The following is a 19,099-nucleotide window of genomic DNA, read 5'->3' as shown; positions in this document are numbered from 1 at the left end:
TAATTATTAACCTTTTAATTTGAAAATTTCTTAGTTAGTGAGATTTAGTGGTTTTACATATAATGCGACACTGATTGCGCCAACAATACCGATTCCACCTGCCACAAAAAATGCGATGCTATACATTCCAGACCATTCAATGATATAGCCTGTAATAATAGGGCCTAAAATTCCGGCAACATTTGCCATTGCGTGTACAAATCCACCAACTGCACCAATATTATTTTTTGCAACGGTATCTTGTAGGATTGCCCAATAGGTTGTAGCAGATAAATATAAGAAAAATATTCCGAATGCCATGAGTGCTACGGCACTTTCAACACGAGTAACATTACCGACAAGAAAGACAAGGATTGCCGATATTCCTAGACAACTAACCAACACGATTTTTCTGGAGAATAATGGTTTATTTGTTTTCTTTAAAACAAAGTCACAAAGTATTCCCCCTAGAGCCATTCCAATAGCACCTAATAGCCAAGGTATAATACTTACTATACTCATATCTTTTATACTGAGATTTTGAACATTAGATAAGTAACTTGGAAACCATGATAAAAAGAAAAATAAAATATAATTCAAACTGAAGAATGCAAGAGTTGTTGCTAATATAGTCGGACTCTTTATATAAAAAGATAATGGTTTAGATATAGTATTTGTGGTTTTTGATTCTACATTATTATCGTCAGATAAAATATATTCTAATTCTTCTTTTGATATTTTTTTATGTTGTTCCGGTTTATCTTTGGCAATTTTTAACCACCCAATTAGCCATATAAAGCCTATTGCAGCAAGTATAAAAAAAGCAACACGCCAACCAGTTGTAATTATTAATATTCCCATTATAGGGCCAGCAATAGCTCCACCTATTGGATTACCAGCAGTTGCTATACCTATAGCAGTAGCAACTTCTTTTTTAGGGAACCAGTTATTAACCATTTTATTGAGTGTTGCTGCAAAGGGGCCTTCAGCTGCACCAAATAAAGTTCGGATAATAAGCATAGAGATAAAACCAACAGTTACCCCAATCATGCCGCAAAAGATAGACCAAAGAGCCATACTTACGGCAAAAACCTTTTTGGGACCATATTTATCTGATGCGTATCCGCCAATGAAATTAAATAAAGCATATCCAATAGAAAAACTACTGAAAAGTATACCCATTTCACTTGGTGTTAAGTTTAAATCTTTAGAAAAAACAGGAGCTGCAATAGCAAATGCAGAGCGATCCATATAGTTTATCATTCCTCCAAGAGAAATAAATAAAACTAAATTCCATCTTATTTTTCTAAACATAAATCACCTTTGATATAATGATATGTTTATTATTAAATTTAATAAGACATATCTATTTTTATGTTTATCACATGACGCCAAATTTATTATATGCTTCTACAGCACCCATTCCATTTGCTATTTCTTTTTGTACTTTATTCTCCATTTTTTGTTTTTCAAATGCATTTGCAATAACGTAAGACTCTACATTTTTAGGAATAATTAATACGCCTTCTTCATCGGCAACAATTAAATCACCTGGTTCAATTAAAATATTATTGATTTTGATTGGAACTCGATAATCTAATACTTTACCTCTTATTTTTTGATCTTGAGCATAACTACCTAATGAAAATACAGGGAAATCAAGTTCTAGTATTTCTCTCTTATCTCTTGAATCGCCATAAATAATAGCGCCCGCAGCGTTAAGTTTTTTAGCTCTTGTCGACATTAATCCACCCCACAGGGCGTAATTATGCGAAGAACCGGAAGCGATATAAACTTCACCTTCCTTTAAGCCATCTAGTGCTTCAAACATAATACCGAAATCTTTATTTCCTAATGGCCCATTAGATGTAACGTCAGGCGGTAACATGTAATCAGCTTCTAGTACAGGCATTGCTCGACCTACAATCTTCATATCCTCAGATAAAGGTTTGAGTATAGGAGGCAAGAACTGATGGTGTAATCCTATTTCATCTAAAATATCCCCTAGAAGAGCTACGGGTAATTCCTTTTTAATCTTGTCAAACAAATCATTATCTTTATTCATTTCATATTCCTATGTATCTAAGGTTTTAATCTTACTGTTTGGCTGCCAACCTGTCATACGGGCTAACAGTATGGCCTTAATATTAAAAGAGGGTTAATATAGGTTTTGTGATACGACTCTAGTTTTATTATTGTTTTAATCACAGGAAGATTATTTTTTGATTTTAAATCAAATGGATATTGCTAATTTTGGGGGTTAGATTGCATCCTTTAATTGAAAAACAAACACTTTCAGAGCAAGTTAGAAGCTATGTTCTATCTTTAATATCTCAATCAAATCTAAATCCAGGTGATGAAATACCGAGTGAAAAAGAGATTATTGAACGTTTAGGGGTGAGCAGGGGGGTGGTTAGAGAGGCTTTTCAAAGCCTTTCTATATTAGGTATTTTAGATATTAGTAGTGGCAAAAAACCTAAAATACAAAAAATTAACTCAAACCCGTTAGAAACTATTTTTAATCATGCCATTGTGACTCAGCAGGTTAATTATAAGCAAATCTTAGGCCTTCGACGTGCGATTGAAGTTGATTCTGCAGTGTTGGCTGCAATGCATGGAAATAAAAATGATTATATCAAGTTAAGAAAAATTGCAGATAAAATGAGGAAATCCTTGTTGAGTTCTAATGATTGGGATTTGTTCATTGAGAGTGATATTGATTTCCACTTAACATTAGCTGAAATGTCACAAAATCCGTTATATGCATTGATGCTAAAAGCATTAAGAGGCGCATTAGGTGGTTCTATTTCAGCTGGTTTATTAAACCAAAACAACCATGATGAACATAAAAAGATCATTGATATTCATTTTGATATTTTAGAGTCAATTGAAAAACAAGACTTTGTGGCAACTGGGTTAAAGATGGATACTCACTTTAAGTTAACCATGGATAGTTTTTAGATCAGCCACCCATAATAATTTTTCTTAGTGAGATTTTTGAGTGGCGAAGGATAAGCTAAATTCCTTCGCTCTACTTTCTGTGTAACTCAGTTTTAAGGTCAATTATCAATATGTGAATCATCTGCTTGTAAATAATTTGATTTAGGGGTGGTCTCATTTTTCGGAACCAAGTTCCTCAATTAAATTCTGCTAATTAAATGCGTTATTTTTAACTCCTTCATTTCCCGATAATATTTTTTTCAGTCTGTATATTCCCTCGTTTCTTAAAATATTTCATAATAAAAAACTGTCTGAAAAGATAAATTCTACTTGCGAATTGGTATCGATCATGGATATGATTTGCCTTGTAGAATAAATGAAACCTAGTTCCATATAATGGAACTTATAATAAAGCCAGTAAAAAACTAAGCAAAGACAACCACACAGCAGGTGCGATATGGCGAATAAAGCAGGTGAAGATTATTCTTTGGCTCGGGTACCCCAAAGTGCTCGTAGGCCGTTCTATGAAGTGTTAATTCTACGAATTGGCGCACTAGCTTGTGTTTCACAAGTTATGTTAGGTGCGGCTCTTGGGTATGGGTTAACTTTTTGGCAGGCGTTTTGGGCAACGATGCTTGGATCTGTAATTTTACAGGTTGTCAGCTGGGGGCTTGGAGCGGCTGCGTGCCGCGAAGGAATGTCGATCAGCCTACTGTCTCGGTGGGCGGGTTTTGGTAAGTTAGGCTCAGCCCTCATTGGTGGTGCGATTGCTATCTCCTTAATGGGTTGGTTTGGCGTCCAAAATGGTTTCTTTGCGGATGGAATGTATAAAGCGACTAATGTGCTAACACCAGGGACTTGGTCACTTATTACAGGTATTGCGGTGACGGTTATAACAGTATATGGGTATCGATTTTTATCTATTACTGCCAATATCTCAACGCCGCTATTTTTATTCGCGTTAGGTTGGGCGACATATAATTTATTATCAGGTCAAGACATTGGTACGCTTATCAATGACACTGAACCCGCCGGGCCATTAATGACTATGCCTGCTGCCATCACAATGGTTGCTGGTGGTTTTATTATTGCAGCAGTGACAACACCCGATATCAGCCGTTTCATGAAAGGGCCTAAAGATGTGTTTTGGATGACGCTTATCGGCACATTTTTTGGTGAGTTACTGGTCAATATGATAGCGGTACTAATGGCGCTGTCATTACGTACAAGCCAAGTATTTGATTTAATGATGGCGCTGACAGGCCTATTAGGTGCATCGATTGTTATCTTCTCAACAATAAAAATGAATGATATCAATTTGTATTCATCATCGTTAGGTTTTTCAACACTGTTAAATGCCATATTTAATAAGCGTTTTGACCGTCGTTATTTAACGTGGGTGATTGGTATCTTTGGCACAATCGCTTCAATGTTAGGGATATTAGATAACTTTATCGGTTTCTTAATTTACTTAGGAATAGCCATTCCTCCTGTCGCAGGGATTATGGTTGTTGACTATTACTTGTTAAAACGTGATCGGAAAGAACTAGATATCACTCGAGAGCAAGGCATATTACCACCGAGCTGTGAAGCATATAACCCAGTAACACTCGTGGTGTGGGTGATCGCAGTACTGGTTGGCTGGGGGACATCAGAGTTAGGTCCGCTGCATGCAGACTACGGTATCCCAGCGCTTAACTCTTTGATTACTGGTGCAGTTGCTTATTGGATAGGCATGCGCTGGCAGGCGAAAGCGAGAGGTGTTGAAACGGTACACTTTCGCAAAGTCTCTCATTTAGATTAAGGATTAAACAATGTCAGGTACAAAAGTTAAAGTTGCTCTGGCTCAGTTTGATTCAGAACTTGGCAATAAAACCAATAATTTACAACGCATGGCACAGTTGTGCCAACAAGCCGCAGATTCAAGGGCAAAACTGATTTGTTTCCCTGAGCTGGCGACAACGGGTTACCGTGGTGACTTACTGACCACTAAGTTGTGGGATTTAAGCGATTCCATCGGAAGTGAAACTTATACGCTATTTAGCGAACTTGCTACTCGTTTAAATATCACTATTGTTAGCGGTTTTGTTGAGCGCGGTGAATATTTAGGCGATATCTATAACTCTGTCGGTGTTTGGAACCCGGGGTGTGAAGGTATTAGTGGTGTTTTTCGTAAAGTTCATGCTTTCGGCATAGAAAAACAATGGTTTGGACGAGGTGATAGTTTCCCTGTGTTTGAAACGCCGATCGGTAAAATCGGTATCATGATTTGCTATGACATGGGGTTTCCAGAAGTCGCACGAATTTTAACATTACAAGGCGCGGAATTGTTATTAGCCCCTTCAGCTTGGTGTGTTCAAGATCGAGATGTATGGGATATTAATAGCGCCTGTCGAGCACTAGAAAATGGAACTCACTTACTTGCAGTGAACCGTTGGGGTCATGAAGAAGATCTGCATTTATTTGGTGGTAGCAAGATTTTAGGTCCTCGCGGCCAAGTACTTTGTGAAGCGAGCTGTGAGGGCGAAGAGCTATTAATCGGTGAGGTTGATTTTTTAAACCAAGCCCATACACGTTTAAAAGTGCCTTATCTGAGAGACAGAAAGCCACAAAGCTACAGTGTATTAACCCAAGGTTTAGGGTCATGAGTATTTTATCTAGCGTGGTTGATGTTTACCAACTGTTCTTACGTTCAGGCAATGAACTGACGGTGACAACGTTGGTTAATGAATTAGGTATGCCAAAAAGCTCGGCCTCCCGTCTTTTAAAGCAAATGGCTGAACTCGGATTGCTGGAAAAGAAAAACAATGCACCGATATATCGACCTGGCTTGCTGATTATGGAATTAGCTCATCGGGCAAGGGGGATGAACCCGCTAATCGATATGATGCTTGAAGCACTTGATGAACTTGCGAAAGATAGTGGGTTTACCAGTTATGTGTCAGCACTTGATGATGATATGGTTCGTGTTGTTCATGCTCGTTTTGGTAATAGCATGCTGCAAGTGATCACTCAACCGGGTACCCGCTTACCCATACTGGGAACGTCAACGGGGCGTGCACTATTAGCAAGGTTACCGCTAAATGAGCGGTCAAAAATTATCGACCGTGAACCAAAAGAAGAACGGGGTAAATTAGTTGAGCGTTTGGACTTAGTGGCAGATCGTGGCTGGGAATTTTCGATGGATGAATCCGTTGCTGGAGTCGCTTCCATATCCAGCACGGTGTTCGACCCTGCACAAAATACGTTATATGCCTTGTGTTTAAGTTTGCCTGCTGCACAAATGAATGATGAGGTTATGGTGCAGTTATCTAAGAGCCTTTGTCATAAAGCCGCTTATCTTGGGTGTATGGTGGGTGACCCGTATTGGTTGCAAAAAAGCATGAATAAGTCATGAGATTATTTCATGTTATAAAAGCAAAAAGTAGTAAGTAGTTGAAGTAAGTAGTTGAAGTAAATAGTAAATTATAAATATTTAATATTGTTAGCATTTTAAGTGCGTGAATACGCCTTCATCAGGAAAAATGGAACCTCTATTACGTGAGATTCCATCTAGAGTGAAATGAGATTAACTCGCTATTCTATGCGAGTTAATCTCAAAGTAGCTCTTTACTCTCATAAAAAATAATTAAAATTAAAGGAAGTACAATGAGTCTAAAACAAACTCTTTGCGTATATGATCTAATCGATTGCGCTAGTGTTAAAGGTGAAGACATTGTTGCATTGTTCCAAGATTTCCCACACATTGAAGTCATGTCTAAAACGGTTAAGGATCACAAAGGACAAAGTGACTTTGTTCGCATTCTTATTCCAGGAACACAAGGTAAATCACAGCATAAAGACGCGCCAACACTGGGAATCATCGGGCGTTTAGGTGGAATTGGTGCTAGGCCTTCTCGAATAGGTGTTGTGTCTGATGCAGATGGTGCGATTGCCGCACTTGCAGCAGCGCTTAAACTGGCACAAATGCATGAAAAGGGTGACCAGTTACTCGGTGATGTCGTGATCACGACCCATATTTGCCCAAATGCACCAACACGTCCGCATACACCTGTTGATTTTATGGACTCGCCCCTTGAAGATGCCACGATGAATCAACATGAGGCGATCCCTGAAGCGGATGCTATTTTGTCCGTAGATACCACGAAGGGAAATCGTTTACTCAATCATAAAGGGTATGCACTGTCTCCAACAGTAAAAAATGGTTATATTTTACCTGTATCAGAGGATTTAATTCGTTTGATGGAGTGGAGTAGTGGCCAAAAAGCGGTGACATTTCCATTATCAATTCAAGACATTACGCCATATGGTAATGGTCTACATCATATCAACAGTATATTACAACCTGCGGTATCAACATCTGCACCAGTGGTTGGTGTCGCTATTTGCTCAGAAACGGTAGTACCAGGTTGCTCTACAGGGGCTAGCCATGAGGTTGATATTGCGGCTACTGTAAAATTTATGATAGAAGTGGCTAAAGCATTCACAGGAAAACAATGTGCGTTTTATGATGTTGAACAATATGATTTATTGACATCATTGTATGGTGATATGTCACACCTGCAAACAGCAGGTAATAATGCAGCAAAAAATGATTAATTTATAAATAGTCACAGTTAATTATTAGCGTTGTCAGTGTTATTAAAATAATTAACTGTGCTCTATTGGTGAGCTATAAATTCGATTCTGTTGTGTTGTCTGGAACATCCTCATTTTCAATAGGAACAATGAGGTCTGCATGATTACCTTTTGGGCCAATAGTCACACTAAATTGAACTTTCTGGCCTGCTTTTAGTGTCCTGTAACCGTCCATTTGGATACAGGAATAATGAGCAAAAATATCTTCTCCGCCATCAGCCGGGCAAATAAAACCAAAGCCTTTTGCGTTATTGAACCACTTAACGATACCCGTCTCCATATTTTATCCTTCAAATTTACCAGTATTTGCATTTAGAACGATGTATAAAAAACACATACAAAATAAGTATAAATACGATGTTATTTGTTCGTAAAATATACTGTAATAAATTACCTTCTAAGGTCAAGAGGTACGGTTCAGGAATTGCTGGAAAGTGTTAAGAATTCGCTAATCAATAGCGCTCATTTTCTATAATATTTGATATGGCTCACAGATTGCTAACCATGGAAGCAAAGGTGATTCCCATGATACACTGTCGCTTGATGCAATATAGACAAAAAACAGCATAGTAACTAAATGGTATAGTTTTATGATGTTATCAATATGATTGATAGAAATCGTTGATAATAAAGACTATGCTTAAATTGAAGTTAAACACTGAGCAAGAAAGCAATGAGTGATTTTCTGGGCACATTTAAAACTGACGTCATTTTTAAAGATGAAATAGAACAAACCTTACAGCCACCATCGATGTATAAGGTGCTATTAAATAATGACGATTACACCCCGATGGATTTTGTTGTCGAAGTGTTACAAAAATACTTTTCTTTTGATGAAGAACGCGCTACACAGATAATGTTAGATGTCCATATTCAAGGAAAGGGAGTTTGTGGAATTTTTACTGCAGAGGTTGCTGAAACTAAAGCGGCGCAAGTCAATACTTTTGCTCGTGAACATGAGTACCCTTTGCTTTGCACTATAGAGAAAGTCTAATTTGGCTTAATATCAATTTTGGGAGGTGCTTATGCTCAATCAAGAACTGGAGCTTAGTTTAAACGTAGCTTTTACGAAAGCGAAAGACAGTCGCCATGAGTTTATGACTGTAGAGCACCTATTGCTAGCGTTACTGAGTAATATCTCTGCTCGCGAAGCTTTAGATGCTTGTAAGGTTGATCTTGTTGCATTACGTCAAGAACTTGAACACTTCATCGCGCAAACTACACCTTTGTTACCCGAAAATGATAGCAGAGACACCCAGCCTACGCTGAGTTTTCAGCGTGTATTACAGCGCGCTGTTTTTCATGTGCAATCATCTGGGCGCAACGAAGTCAGCGGTGCAAACGTATTGGTCGCGATTTTTAGTGAGCAAGAGTCCCAAGCTGCGTACTTATTACGCAAGCATGATGTAAGCCGTTTAGATGTAGTTAATTATATTTCTCATGGCACGATAAAAGGCGAAGAGTCGTCATCAGAACAAGATATCTCCTCTAATAGTGTGCAAAACGAAGAGCAGCCGGTCCCAGAAGACCATATGGACAACTTTACGACCAACTTGAACCAGCAGGCCAAGAAAGGGAATATCGACCCTCTGGTTGGACGTCAGGCTGAATTAGAGCGTACGATTCAAGTATTGTGCCGCCGTCGTAAAAATAATCCACTATTAGTCGGTGAGTCAGGTGTCGGTAAAACCGCGATTGCTGAAGGGCTAGCATGGCGTATTGAGCAAGATGATGTACCTGACGTAATGAAAGGCTGCACAATTTTTTCATTAGATATTGGTTCATTATTGGCTGGAACCAAATACCGTGGTGACTTTGAGAAACGTTTCAAAGCATTATTAAAAATGCTGGAAAAAGATCCGAAGAGCATTTTATTTATTGATGAAATTCACACTATCATCGGTGCAGGAGCCGCGTCTGGTGGGCAAGTTGACGCAGCGAACTTAATTAAACCGTTGCTATCAAGTGGTCGAATTCGTGTTATTGGTTCAACAACATACCAAGAATTTGGCAGTATTTTTGAGAAAGATAGAGCGTTGGCTCGTCGTTTCCAGAAAATTGATATTGTAGAACCAACTCCCGAAGAAACAATTCGTATCATCAATGGGTTGAAGCCTAAGTATGAAGCTCATCATGATGTTCGTTATACCGCAAAAGCGATCCAAGCGGCGGTGGATTTATCCATTAAATATATTACCGACAGGCATTTGCCAGATAAAGCCATTGACGTGATTGATGAGGCCGGGGCGCGAACGCGACTGGTTGCACCAAGTAAGCGTAAAAAAACCATTGGTGTGCCTGAAATTGAAACAGTTGTGGCGCGTATCGCCCGTATTCCTGAAAAAACGGTTTCCTCAAGCGATAAAGATAAACTCAAGACACTCGACTCTCGTTTGAAAATGTTAGTGTTTGGACAAGACAAAGCGATAGATTCATTGTCTGAGGCAATCAAAATGAATCGGGCAGGTTTAGGGTTAGAAAATAAACCTGTGGGTTCTTTCTTATTTGCTGGTCCAACAGGGGTGGGTAAAACCGAAGTGACCGTCCAGTTAGCGAAAGCGTTGGATATCAAATTGCTGCGATTTGATATGTCTGAATATATGGAGCGCCACACGGTTAGCCGCTTAATTGGTGCGCCTCCTGGCTATGTCGGCTTTGACCAAGGTGGTTTACTGACCGATGCGGTTATCAAACATCCGCATTCAGTGGTGCTGTTAGATGAAATCGAAAAAGCGCATCCAGATGTGTTTAATATTCTTTTACAGGTAATGGACCACGGAACGTTAACAGACAATAACGGTCGTAAGGCGGATTTCCGTAATGTTGTTGTGGTAATGACAACCAACGCTGGGGTGCAAGAAACTCAGCGCCGTTCTATTGGTTTTGCTGAGCAAGATAATAGCACTGATGCGATGTCTGAAATCAAAAAGGCGTTCTCACCAGAATTTCGCAACCGCCTTGATGGTATCATTTGGTTTAACTCATTAACTCCAGAAATTATTACGCAAGTCGTTGATAAGTTTATTGTGGAATTACAAGTTCAGCTTGATGAAAAGGGTGTATCAATTGAAGTTAGCGCCGCGGCTCGCCGCTGGTTGTGTGAAAAAGGTTATGATAAAGCGATGGGTGCCCGACCTATGGCTCGCACCATTCAGGATAACCTGAAAAAACCATTAGCAAACGAGTTGTTATTTGGTTCACTAACCAATGGTGGCTCTGTAAGTATCGGGCTTGATGAAAAAAGTAACACACTGACATACAGCTTCAGTAGCGTGCACAAGGCCTCTCCGGAGGATGCGGTATTCTGACGAATAGACCACAGGTGTATCAATGCACCTGTGGTTGTCAGGCCTTGCCTGAAGAGAATATCAACGGCTACGGAAAATGATTCGGCCTTTGCTCAGGTCATAAGGTGTTAACTCTACAGTTACCTTGTCGCCTGTCAGGATGCGGATATAGTTTTTACGCATTTTTCCAGAAATATGAGCAGTCACCACGTGACCGTTTTCCAGTTCAACACGGAACATTGTGTTTGGCAGGGTATCTAAAACTGTGCCCTGCATTTCAATATTGTCTTCTTTGGCCATCTAATCCTCTAAGTTTAATAACCGTGATTTTTAACGGGCAAGATAATGCCCAAAAACCCGCACTAAGTAAAGAAGTGTCGCATTTTAACGCGATCTTTATTTTTAAGTGAAGGAATAAAATTAATGTAAAACCAAAATTCATTAATCGAAAATTGGCGGTATTTCAATCGATTGCGGTATCCAGCAGGCGGGGTCAATCGCTTTGTCACGCCACCGATAAAGAATATGTAAAAAATCCCTACGGGATATCTCTTTTGCGCCCATTGAGGCGGTATGGTGGTTAAGTACCTGACAATCAAAAAGTTGCCCATTATAGCGCAAAAAATGAAAATAGAATGTAATAAAAGCAAATTTGGATGCATCATTCATTCTACTGAACATAGATTCCCCACAAAATAGGTGCCCCATGTTCACGCCATACAGGCCTCCAACGAGTTTATCGCCATACCAAGCTTCAATGGAATGCGCCATACCTGCTTGGTGTAGCGCTAAATACCCAGCTTGAACTTCGGGTAAAATCCATGTGCCTTCTTGGCGTACAGAACAAGCTGCAATAACTTGCTTGAATGCATGGTTAACAGTAATGCGATAAGTCTGCTTTTTTAAAACTTTTTTCATTGACCGGCTAATATGGAGTTCACCAACCATGAGTACTGCTCTAGGGTCCGGAGACCACCATAAAGGCATCTCTCCAGGATTAAACCAAGGAAAGATACCATCATAATAGGCAGCTTGCAGCCTTTTTGATGAAAGATCTCCGCCAATCGCTAATAAGCCATTGGGCTCCCGCATGGCTTCAGACACGGGAGGGAATAAATAGGAGTCATCATCTAATTGGTACATATACGCCTCAGAGCGGTTGCTGTGCCCAGTGGCGCTGGCGGAACTGATAATACTGGCCTTGCATACCTAACAGCGCTTGATGGGTACCTTGTTCGATGATTTTACCATTATCCATCACACAGATGTTATCCATTTCCTCTAAGCCCTGCATACGGTGAGTAATGACAATTAACGTCTTATCGGCACATTTTTCTTTTAACAGTGCTAAAATTTGCTGTTCAGTTTGTGCATCAAGCCCTTCCGTTGGTTCATCCATTAGAATTAATGGTGTGTTATGTAATAAAGCACGGGCAATACCTAAGCGGCGTTGTTCCCCTCCAGAAAGTTGTCGGCCGCCTTCACCCATCCACGCATTAAGCTTTAATTCGTTTTCTAATAAATTACCTAGACCAACTTGCTGCAATACTTCGCTTAATTCGGTATCCGTCGCTTGTTCATTGGCGAGCAACAGATTATTGCGCAATGTATCACTAAAGACATGAACCCGTTGTGGTACTACAGACATCATATTACGTAACGATTTTTCGCTAAATTCGTTAATAGGCGTGCTATTTAAGTAGATGGTTCCGCTATCAACATCCCAAGCACGGGTTAATAACTGCAGAAGAGTGGATTTACCACAACCTGTTTTACCTAATAAAGCAAGGTGTTGGCCTTTATTTAATGTTAAAGACACATTTTGAAGAACGGCAAATGGCTGTTCTGGATAGGTAAATGAAATATTATCGACAGTCAGATTTTCCAATGTTGCGATTGAAGGGCTTTCACTTGGGAAAGTTACCTCTGGTTTTGCGGTCATTAATTGGGAAACGCGAGTGGCAGATGCAATCACTTGACCCATATGTTGGAAGGCAACAGCAACAGGGCCTAATGCTTCGAAAGCCGCTAGCGCACAGAATACAAATAAAGCAATCAGTGCTCCCGGTTTTGTATCGCCCCCTACATGGTCGGCAGCCATCCAAAGAAGTAGTGTTGCTGTAACACCAGAGGCAAATAAAATAATGGCTTGAGATAACCCAGTGAGTGCCGCTTGCTGTTGTTGACGCACTTGCCACTTATTTTCGATATTAAGCAAGTTTTGGCGAAAACGTTCAGTGGCGCCAAATAATGTTAACTCAGCTTGCCCTTGCAGTGCGGAGGTTAAAATAGTGCGATAACTTCCACGTAATTCGGTTAGCTCACGGCCAATGGGTTTTCCTGCACGATAAAATATAAATGGCATTGTAAATAGCAAGAACAGCATGATGCCACCCAGTGTCCAAGCAAGACGAGGGTCGAGATAACTTAAACCAAAAATAAGGACAAAAGTAACAAAAAATGCAGTAATGATCGGCGATAAAACACGTAAATAGAGGTGATCTAGGGTCTCTACGTCAGCGACCAGACGATTGAGTAACTCCCCTTGACGAAAACGACTGATACCACCCGGCGAAAGGGGCAATACTTTACTAAAAGCAAAAACCCGTAAATGAGCAAGTACTTTAAAAGTAGCATCGTGGCTAACTAGGCGTTCTCCATAGCGGCCAGCGGTACGAAAAATAGCGGCACCACGGACACCCGCAGCGGGTAACATGTAATTAAAATAGTAAAGACCCGGAAAACCAGCAATGGCGGTTCCGGCTAAAAACCAACCAGAAAGGGTAAGTAAGCCAATACTTGCCAGTAAGGTCACAATCGCCAAGATAATGCCTAATGTAATTAAAAACCAATGGCGGCGGTAAAGGGCTAAGAAAGGTAATAAAATTTTCATTATCAAAGCTCCTCACTGCGATGGGCAAGTAACTGGGCAAAAGCGCCTTCTGACTGGCTTAACTGTGTGTAATTACCTTGTTGAATGATTTGCCCGTTAGCCATTACCCAAATTTGGTCATAATCAAGGGTTTCTTCCAGTAAATGGGTGACTAAAAGGGTCGTTTGCTGACTTGATAGCTGGTTAAGTGTTTGCATAACACGTTGTTCGCTGTGGGAGTCTAAGCTCGCAGCAGGCTCATCTAGAAGGAGCATACGAGAGGGTTTCAACAGGGTTCGTGCAACGGCAACTCGCTGAGCTTGCCCGACCGAAAGGCGAGCGGCATAGTCACCCAGCTTGGTATTTAGGCCATCAGGCAAATGGGCTAAGAATTCGGAAACATATGCATTATCAATCGCCTGTTGAATTTCCGCTTCTGTAGCATTTGGCTTGCCTAAACAGATGTTTTCAACCAGTGTTTGCTCTGGAAGGTGAGGGTTTTGCCCAACCCAACCGAGTAATTCACGCCATTTATCAGGGCATAATTCACGAAGTTCAACACCATTTATGGTGATGGAACCGCGATAAGGCAAAAAGCCTAACAATAAATTCAGTAATGAGCTTTTTCCCGCACCACTTTGACCAACAATTGCAATACGTTGTTGTGGCTCAATATTGAAATCTAATGGCCCAGCAAGGCGCACACCATCATGGGATAAAATTTCTAATTGTTTAGCTTGAATATAGATAGCCTCATCACTCAGTGTTTGGGTTCCTTGTTGAGCTTTTTGTTCGCCATCACTGTTTAATAGCGTTTCGAGTGTTTCAGCGGCACCAACAGCTTGCGCCTTGGCGTGGTAGTATGTGCCAAGGTCACGTAATGGTTGGAAAAACTCTGGCGAAAGTATCAGGGCAAGAAAACCTGCAAATAGCGTGACAGGTAAACCATAGCTACCGAAGTTCATTTCGCCCAAGTAGGAAAAACCAAAATAGACAGCAACAACAGCAATAGAAATCGACGCAAAAAATTCAAGAACGCCAGAAGACAGAAATGCCATCCTCAATACTTCCATCGTTCTGGAACGAAAATCTTCTGTTGATTCACGAATTTGCTTAATCTCTGCTTTTTCACGAAAAAATAACCGTAAGGTATCAAGGCCCCGTAATCTATCGAGAAAACTCCCGCTTAAACGACCTAAGGCAATAAAGTTACGACGGTTAGCATCCGCAGCGCCTAATCCGACTAATGCCATAAAGATAGGAATCAGCGGGGCAGTGACGAATAAAATAAGTGCTGCAGCCCAGTTAAAGGGGAAAATAGCAATCAGGATCATAATGGGGATGATCCCAGCTAAATACATTTGAGGAAGATAGCGCGAATAGTAGTCTTGCATATCTTCAATTTGTTCAAGAATAATTGTAGCCCAGCTACCCGCTGGCTTACCTTTAACCCACACAGGGCCGAGTTCTTGAAGTTTATCGAGTACCATGGTACGTATTTCTTGGCGCACCACTTGGCCACAACGAAAGCCAACGCGTTCTCGTACATAAGTGACAATTGCGCGTAAGATAAAAACGCAAAGCAGAAGAACAAAAGGGGTTAATAACTGTTCTCGAGGAACGTTATCCATAATCAATGCTTGTAAGATAACAGCTAAGAACCAAGCTTGAGCAATAATCAGTAATCCACTCAAAATGCCTAGTAACATAGAGATCCGCAACCAGCGCTTGGCAGGGGCACTGTATTGTTTTAACCAACGTACCAATTCAGTCTGTCTTGATTTATCCATAATGATTTAGTTAGCAGGTGTAGTTTTAATGTCATTGAGTATAGTTAGGAAACATCACCCTAACGTTGTTTTTACCATGCGTGATATTGCAGTTGACCTGTTTTAAACCGCATGAGAACGATAAATTTTGATCTGGTAACGCAATTGGTGATTATAAGAAAATCTGCGTTTTTGATCTTACCCACAAATTCGAGTATTAGAGTACATCATAACAGCTTCACCGCGATATGTTACCTAATAAAAGTGGGTTATTTAAAGTGAGTTGTGCTTTGTTATTAAATTGTTTTATAAAGGTAAATTTAATATTTCAGTAAATTTTTAGATGTAATGATATTGGGATATTACTGTATTTTTACGTAATAAAAAGGTGGCTTAACAAAGAAATGTTAAGCCACCGGCATTTTTCACTACAATTAGAATGTGGGGTCTATCATTAACCATTCTTTGGGTTTTAATCTATAGTTTCCTTTTAATAAATTATCCCAAGCCTGATCTTTTTCTTTCATGGTATTAAATGAGCGAGTTTGCGTATCCATTAACTCCCAGGTTTGTTCCGTTTGTTGCCATATATTGCAATCAATACTAGAACTACTTGGATAGGAATAGCACATAACCACATCATCTTGATTGTTTTGGTTAACATCGGCCATAAAGCCCACACACGGGTATGGGTCGTATTGTGAGGTACAATACCAAGCACTGCTAAGGTTTTCCCCGAGGTCGAACCAACTCTCCGGTATTGCAGGGCTATTTTGAGCTTGAATTAATACTGATTTTAGCGATCTGCGCTGTTCTTCTTCATAAGGGCTGGTTTGGAATAGTTTTTGATATTCAGGGTTATTATTGAGTTTTTCAAAAGCTTGTTGCCCTTTCTCACCTAATTGTTTTAAGTCATAAGCAAGCGAGCTATTGACTTTGATTTTGCCATTTTCAATCCCCGCAAGAATACTGTTCAGTGTGATGCGTTTAAAATCAGCAATAGGGCTGTTAATGACCAATATAATGGCAATTAGAGACAAAATTCCCGCTTTATTGATAGGGCCTAAATAGGACATCCAGGCTGATTTTTTATAGATAATTGCGATGCTATAAGCAAAAACCAATACAAATAGGAATAGGGCAATAGTAAAGGCGTATAGGCGCTCAACACTCCAACTATACTGGTTAACTCGTACTAAAATTCCATAGAGCGAAAGCACTGAAAATGCATTAAGTAACATAATGCTAATTAAGACAAAACCGTTGAGACCCGCACGGAATTGATATTGGGTTGTGCCATCGCCATACACGAAATTGATAAAAATAAGGTTTAAAATTAAAAACCACAGCATTACTGCGGAGCCTAAGCCTGCAGAGGTTAAACCTGAAAAGAATGAAACAACGAAACCGCCTAAGAAAATAACAGCAACAATATTCAATAGAGGTAAGAAAAAACGCGCAATAAAGCTAACAAAATTACTGAGTTGTACATTCAGTGCTGTGCGTAAAAAAGCTAAACTCACGTTGAACCCAAGGGCAAAGCTCACCCAATAGATAACGTCGTTATCAAGAGCTTCACTCAAAAAAGTTAGGTTAACAATGCCAAATAAAAAACTGGCTATTTTTACGATTAATGTTAGCAACCCACCGATTATAGAAGCGAGAATACCCAGAAAGGTATTTTTAATATATAGCCCCATTAAGCAACCGTAATCAATTTTCCATGTTTTTGTGGTTTGCCACGATTGCATCCAAGGAAGTATAAAAAAGAGCAGGACGGTGAGGGTGATAAAGGCGAAGAATGGGTCTGTATCTGAAGAATTTAGAAAGTCTTGGGCATGCCAGTAATTGAGCCAGAAAATTAACCCAATAATGACCGCAATGTTGAGATAAAAAATAGCGGATTTTGCATTGGTAATTAGGTAACTGATTGCTGAAGGAACAAAAATGGCGAGCAAAATAGGCAGATATAGGGTGGTGGCGCTTAGTTGGCTTTCTAGGCGGATAGAGTAATCAGTAGTGGCTGTGATGACGATGCCTTGAATCACGGCAAGTATGACAATAATAAAATAAGAATAACCGCGAATGGCATCACGTTCTAATTGTTGCCCCATACCTACACCTTATATTAATTAATGTTATGTAAAAACAGTATAGGCAGTATTAAAAAAGTACAATATAAACTTGGTCTTAAAAATATATGCAAAACCAATAGTTAGGATGGGGAGTATAAGTAATAAAAAAGGCTTCAATTGAGGAAAAATTGAAGCCTATCTAAATTACAATCACTTATTGATTATTTTGATGCTAAGCCATCAAGATAACGTTCTGCATCTAAGGCTGCCATACAACCTGTGCCCGCAGAGGTAATTGCTTGGCGGTATATATGGTCCATAACATCACCAGCCGCGAACACACCTTCAACAGAAGTTTGAGTTGCATTGCCTTGGGTGCCAGATTGCACTTTAATATAACCGTTGTCTAAATCTAATTGGCCTTCAAAAATAGCTGTATTTGGGCTGTGGCCGATGGCAATAAATGCCCCCATAACAGGGATATCTTCTGTTGCATGTGTTTTAGTACATTCTAAGCGCACACCCGTCACGCCCATATCATCACCTAATACTTCATTTAATGTGCGGTCGGTATGCAGAATAATATTACCGTTCTCAACTTTATCCATTAAACGATTAATCAGGATTTTTTCTGCACGGAAACTATCACGACGATGAATTAAATGAACTTCTGAAGCAATATTAGAAAGGTACAATGCTTCTTCTACCGCAGTGTTTCCGCCACCAACGACAGCGACTTTTTGGTTACGATAGAAGAAACCATCACAGGTTGCACAAGCTGAAACGCCACGGCCTTTGAACGCTTCTTCTGAAGGTAGGCCGATATAACGAGCGGAAGCCCCTGTTGCAATAATTAATGCATCACAGGTATATTCATTTTCATCGCCAATTAAACGGAAAGGACGTTGTTTTAAGTCCACTTTTTGGATATGGTCAGATATGATTTCGGTGTCAAATTTTGACGCGTGCTCATGCATGCGTTCCATAAGCCCTGGACCGGTTAAACCTTCTGGGTCACCAGGCCAGTTTTCAACTTCAGTTGTGGTGGTCAATTGACCGCCTTTTTCCACCCCAGTAATCAATGCTGGGTTTAAGTTTGCACGTGCAGCATAGACAGCCGCAGTATAGCCCGCAGGGCCAGAACCAAGAATGATTAACTTGCGATGTGTTGTTGTGCTCATGAATTCCTCTTTAATCTAAAAAGCATTTATCAGATTGTAGGAGAAATAAGAGGTTAACAAAAGTGGTTTAAGTGCGACTTAGTTTCATTTGGCTTATTTCATCAATAGGTAACACCGACAAAATGTAAAAAAATATGACAAAAGTTGCTTGTGTCACGCATCACAATTTTTAGGAATTATCTTGAATTAAGGCTGCGAAACGTTTTACTGGAAAAAAAAGCGAAATCTTGTACTGATTTTTATTCATTTGCTTTGACAATCGGCTGCGCATTTGCGAAAACATCAGTGTAAGAGTTAATTATCTAGCTGATCAATGGAAATAGCGCATTTTTGTTCTTGCTGGAAAATTAACTTTACA

Annotated in this window: 16 protein-coding genes; 7 read left to right on the top strand and 9 right to left on the bottom strand. The window is 39.9% G+C overall.

Annotation, left to right across the window (positions count from 1 at the left end):
- Positions 1–30: 30 nt before the first annotated feature.
- Together M1F26_RS13115 and M1F26_RS13110 are read right to left on the bottom strand one after the other, a co-directional pair.
- Positions 31–1,293, bottom strand: a complete 1,263-nt coding sequence (locus M1F26_RS13115) for an MFS transporter (RefSeq protein ID WP_140170813.1) — start codon at positions 1,291–1,293, stop codon at positions 31–33.
- Positions 1,294–1,360: 67 nt separating this feature from the next.
- Positions 1,361–2,044: an RraA family protein gene (locus M1F26_RS13110; protein ID WP_140170812.1), complete on the bottom strand. Its 684-nt coding sequence runs from the start codon at positions 2,042–2,044 to the stop codon at positions 1,361–1,363.
- A gap of 200 nt (positions 2,045–2,244) precedes the next feature.
- On the opposite strand from M1F26_RS13110, the gene M1F26_RS13105 reads away from it, so the two are divergent.
- The 5 genes from M1F26_RS13105 (at position 2,245) to M1F26_RS13085 (ending at position 7,518) form a co-directional block, all read left to right on the top strand.
- Positions 2,245–2,940, top strand: coding sequence for a FadR/GntR family transcriptional regulator (locus tag M1F26_RS13105; RefSeq protein ID WP_140170811.1), 696 nt, complete (start codon positions 2,245–2,247; stop codon positions 2,938–2,940).
- 436 nt (positions 2,941–3,376) lie between these two features.
- Positions 3,377–4,723, top strand: a complete 1,347-nt coding sequence (locus tag M1F26_RS13100; protein ID WP_004256368.1) for a purine-cytosine permease family protein — start codon at positions 3,377–3,379, stop codon at positions 4,721–4,723.
- A gap of 10 nt (positions 4,724–4,733) precedes the next feature.
- A complete protein-coding gene (locus M1F26_RS13095) occupies positions 4,734–5,567 on the top strand; it encodes a nitrilase-related carbon-nitrogen hydrolase (RefSeq protein ID WP_140170810.1) in 834 nt (277 codons plus the stop codon).
- Positions 5,564–6,316, top strand: coding sequence for an IclR family transcriptional regulator (locus M1F26_RS13090; protein WP_004256362.1), 753 nt, complete (start codon positions 5,564–5,566; stop codon positions 6,314–6,316). Before M1F26_RS13095 ends, M1F26_RS13090 begins: the two co-directional genes overlap by 4 nt.
- 251 nt (positions 6,317–6,567) lie before the next feature.
- Positions 6,568–7,518 carry a DUF1177 domain-containing protein gene (locus M1F26_RS13085; RefSeq protein WP_140170808.1) on the top strand — a complete coding sequence of 317 codons (951 nt, stop codon included), beginning with the start codon at positions 6,568–6,570 and terminating at the stop codon, positions 7,516–7,518.
- Positions 7,519–7,591: 73 nt separating this feature from the next.
- Here M1F26_RS13085 and cspD read toward each other — a convergent pair whose 3' ends face one another.
- Positions 7,592–7,837 carry a cold shock domain-containing protein CspD gene (cspD, locus tag M1F26_RS13080; protein ID WP_004256359.1) on the bottom strand — a complete coding sequence of 82 codons (246 nt, stop codon included), beginning with the start codon at positions 7,835–7,837 and terminating at the stop codon, positions 7,592–7,594.
- 378 nt (positions 7,838–8,215) lie between these two features.
- On the opposite strand from cspD, the gene clpS reads away from it, so the two are divergent.
- Positions 8,216–8,551 carry an ATP-dependent Clp protease adapter ClpS gene (clpS, locus tag M1F26_RS13075; RefSeq protein WP_377145624.1) on the top strand — a complete coding sequence of 112 codons (336 nt, stop codon included), beginning with the start codon at positions 8,216–8,218 and terminating at the stop codon, positions 8,549–8,551.
- A 31-nt stretch (positions 8,552–8,582) separates the two neighbouring features.
- Positions 8,583–10,865, top strand: a complete 2,283-nt coding sequence (gene clpA / locus M1F26_RS13070; RefSeq protein WP_004256354.1) for an ATP-dependent Clp protease ATP-binding subunit ClpA — start codon at positions 8,583–8,585, stop codon at positions 10,863–10,865.
- Between the two features lie 60 nt (positions 10,866–10,925).
- Here the strand turns inward: clpA and infA are convergent, their stop codons facing one another.
- The 6 genes from infA to trxB all read right to left on the bottom strand — a co-directional run bounded on the left by infA (position 10,926) and on the right by trxB (position 18,741).
- Positions 10,926–11,144 (bottom strand): translation initiation factor IF-1, encoded by a 219-nt coding sequence (gene infA / locus M1F26_RS13065; RefSeq protein WP_004244560.1) that lies wholly within the window; start codon positions 11,142–11,144, stop codon positions 10,926–10,928.
- A 141-nt stretch (positions 11,145–11,285) separates the two neighbouring features.
- Positions 11,286–11,987 (bottom strand): leucyl/phenylalanyl-tRNA--protein transferase, encoded by a 702-nt coding sequence (aat, locus tag M1F26_RS13060; protein ID WP_140170807.1) that lies wholly within the window; start codon positions 11,985–11,987, stop codon positions 11,286–11,288.
- A gap of 7 nt (positions 11,988–11,994) precedes the next feature.
- Complete coding sequence (gene cydC / locus M1F26_RS13055) at positions 11,995–13,737, bottom strand: heme ABC transporter ATP-binding protein/permease CydC (RefSeq protein WP_140170806.1); 1,743 nt, start codon at positions 13,735–13,737, stop codon at positions 11,995–11,997.
- 2 nt (positions 13,738–13,739) lie between these two features.
- Positions 13,740–15,506 (bottom strand): heme ABC transporter permease/ATP-binding protein CydD, encoded by a 1,767-nt coding sequence (gene cydD / locus M1F26_RS13050; protein ID WP_140170805.1) that lies wholly within the window; start codon positions 15,504–15,506, stop codon positions 13,740–13,742.
- A gap of 413 nt (positions 15,507–15,919) precedes the next feature.
- On the bottom strand, positions 15,920–17,599 hold the full coding sequence (locus M1F26_RS13045; protein ID WP_140170804.1) for a DUF4153 domain-containing protein: 1,680 nt from the start codon (positions 17,597–17,599) through the stop codon (positions 15,920–15,922).
- A 182-nt stretch (positions 17,600–17,781) separates the two neighbouring features.
- Positions 17,782–18,741 carry a thioredoxin-disulfide reductase gene (gene trxB / locus M1F26_RS13040; protein WP_004256339.1) on the bottom strand — a complete coding sequence of 320 codons (960 nt, stop codon included), beginning with the start codon at positions 18,739–18,741 and terminating at the stop codon, positions 17,782–17,784.
- Between the last annotated feature and the right edge of the window lie 358 nt (positions 18,742–19,099).

It is taken from the genome of Providencia sp. PROV048, from assembly GCF_033688165.1.
Classification (GTDB): domain Bacteria; phylum Pseudomonadota; class Gammaproteobacteria; order Enterobacterales; family Enterobacteriaceae; genus Providencia; species Providencia hangzhouensis.
Note: the sequence above shows the minus strand (reverse complement) of the source record. Positions and strands in the feature narration are given on the sequence as shown.

Excerpts from the sequence above, each read along its gene's own strand:
- cydC (WP_140170806.1), bottom strand. The coding sequence starts at position 13,737 with ATGAAAATTTTATTACCTTTCTTAGCCCTTTACCGCCGCCATTGGTTT.
- aat (WP_140170807.1), bottom strand. The coding sequence starts at position 11,987 with ATGTACCAATTAGATGATGACTCCTATTTATTCCCTCCCGTGTCTGAA.
- M1F26_RS13095 (WP_140170810.1), top strand. The coding sequence starts at position 4,734 with ATGTCAGGTACAAAAGTTAAAGTTGCTCTGGCTCAGTTTGATTCAGAA.
- M1F26_RS13085 (WP_140170808.1), top strand. The coding sequence starts at position 6,568 with ATGAGTCTAAAACAAACTCTTTGCGTATATGATCTAATCGATTGCGCT.
- M1F26_RS13090 (WP_004256362.1), top strand. The coding sequence starts at position 5,564 with ATGAGTATTTTATCTAGCGTGGTTGATGTTTACCAACTGTTCTTACGT.
- infA (WP_004244560.1), bottom strand. The coding sequence starts at position 11,144 with ATGGCCAAAGAAGACAATATTGAAATGCAGGGCACAGTTTTAGATACC.
- cydD (WP_140170805.1), bottom strand. The coding sequence starts at position 15,506 with ATGGATAAATCAAGACAGACTGAATTGGTACGTTGGTTAAAACAATAC.
- clpA (WP_004256354.1), top strand. The coding sequence starts at position 8,583 with ATGCTCAATCAAGAACTGGAGCTTAGTTTAAACGTAGCTTTTACGAAA.
- M1F26_RS13115 (WP_140170813.1), bottom strand. The coding sequence starts at position 1,293 with ATGTTTAGAAAAATAAGATGGAATTTAGTTTTATTTATTTCTCTTGGA.
- M1F26_RS13100 (WP_004256368.1), top strand. The coding sequence starts at position 3,377 with ATGGCGAATAAAGCAGGTGAAGATTATTCTTTGGCTCGGGTACCCCAA.
- M1F26_RS13110 (WP_140170812.1), bottom strand. The coding sequence starts at position 2,044 with ATGAATAAAGATAATGATTTGTTTGACAAGATTAAAAAGGAATTACCC.
- trxB (WP_004256339.1), bottom strand. The coding sequence starts at position 18,741 with ATGAGCACAACAACACATCGCAAGTTAATCATTCTTGGTTCTGGCCCT.
- M1F26_RS13045 (WP_140170804.1), bottom strand. The coding sequence starts at position 17,599 with ATGGGGCAACAATTAGAACGTGATGCCATTCGCGGTTATTCTTATTTT.
- cspD (WP_004256359.1), bottom strand. The coding sequence starts at position 7,837 with ATGGAGACGGGTATCGTTAAGTGGTTCAATAACGCAAAAGGCTTTGGT.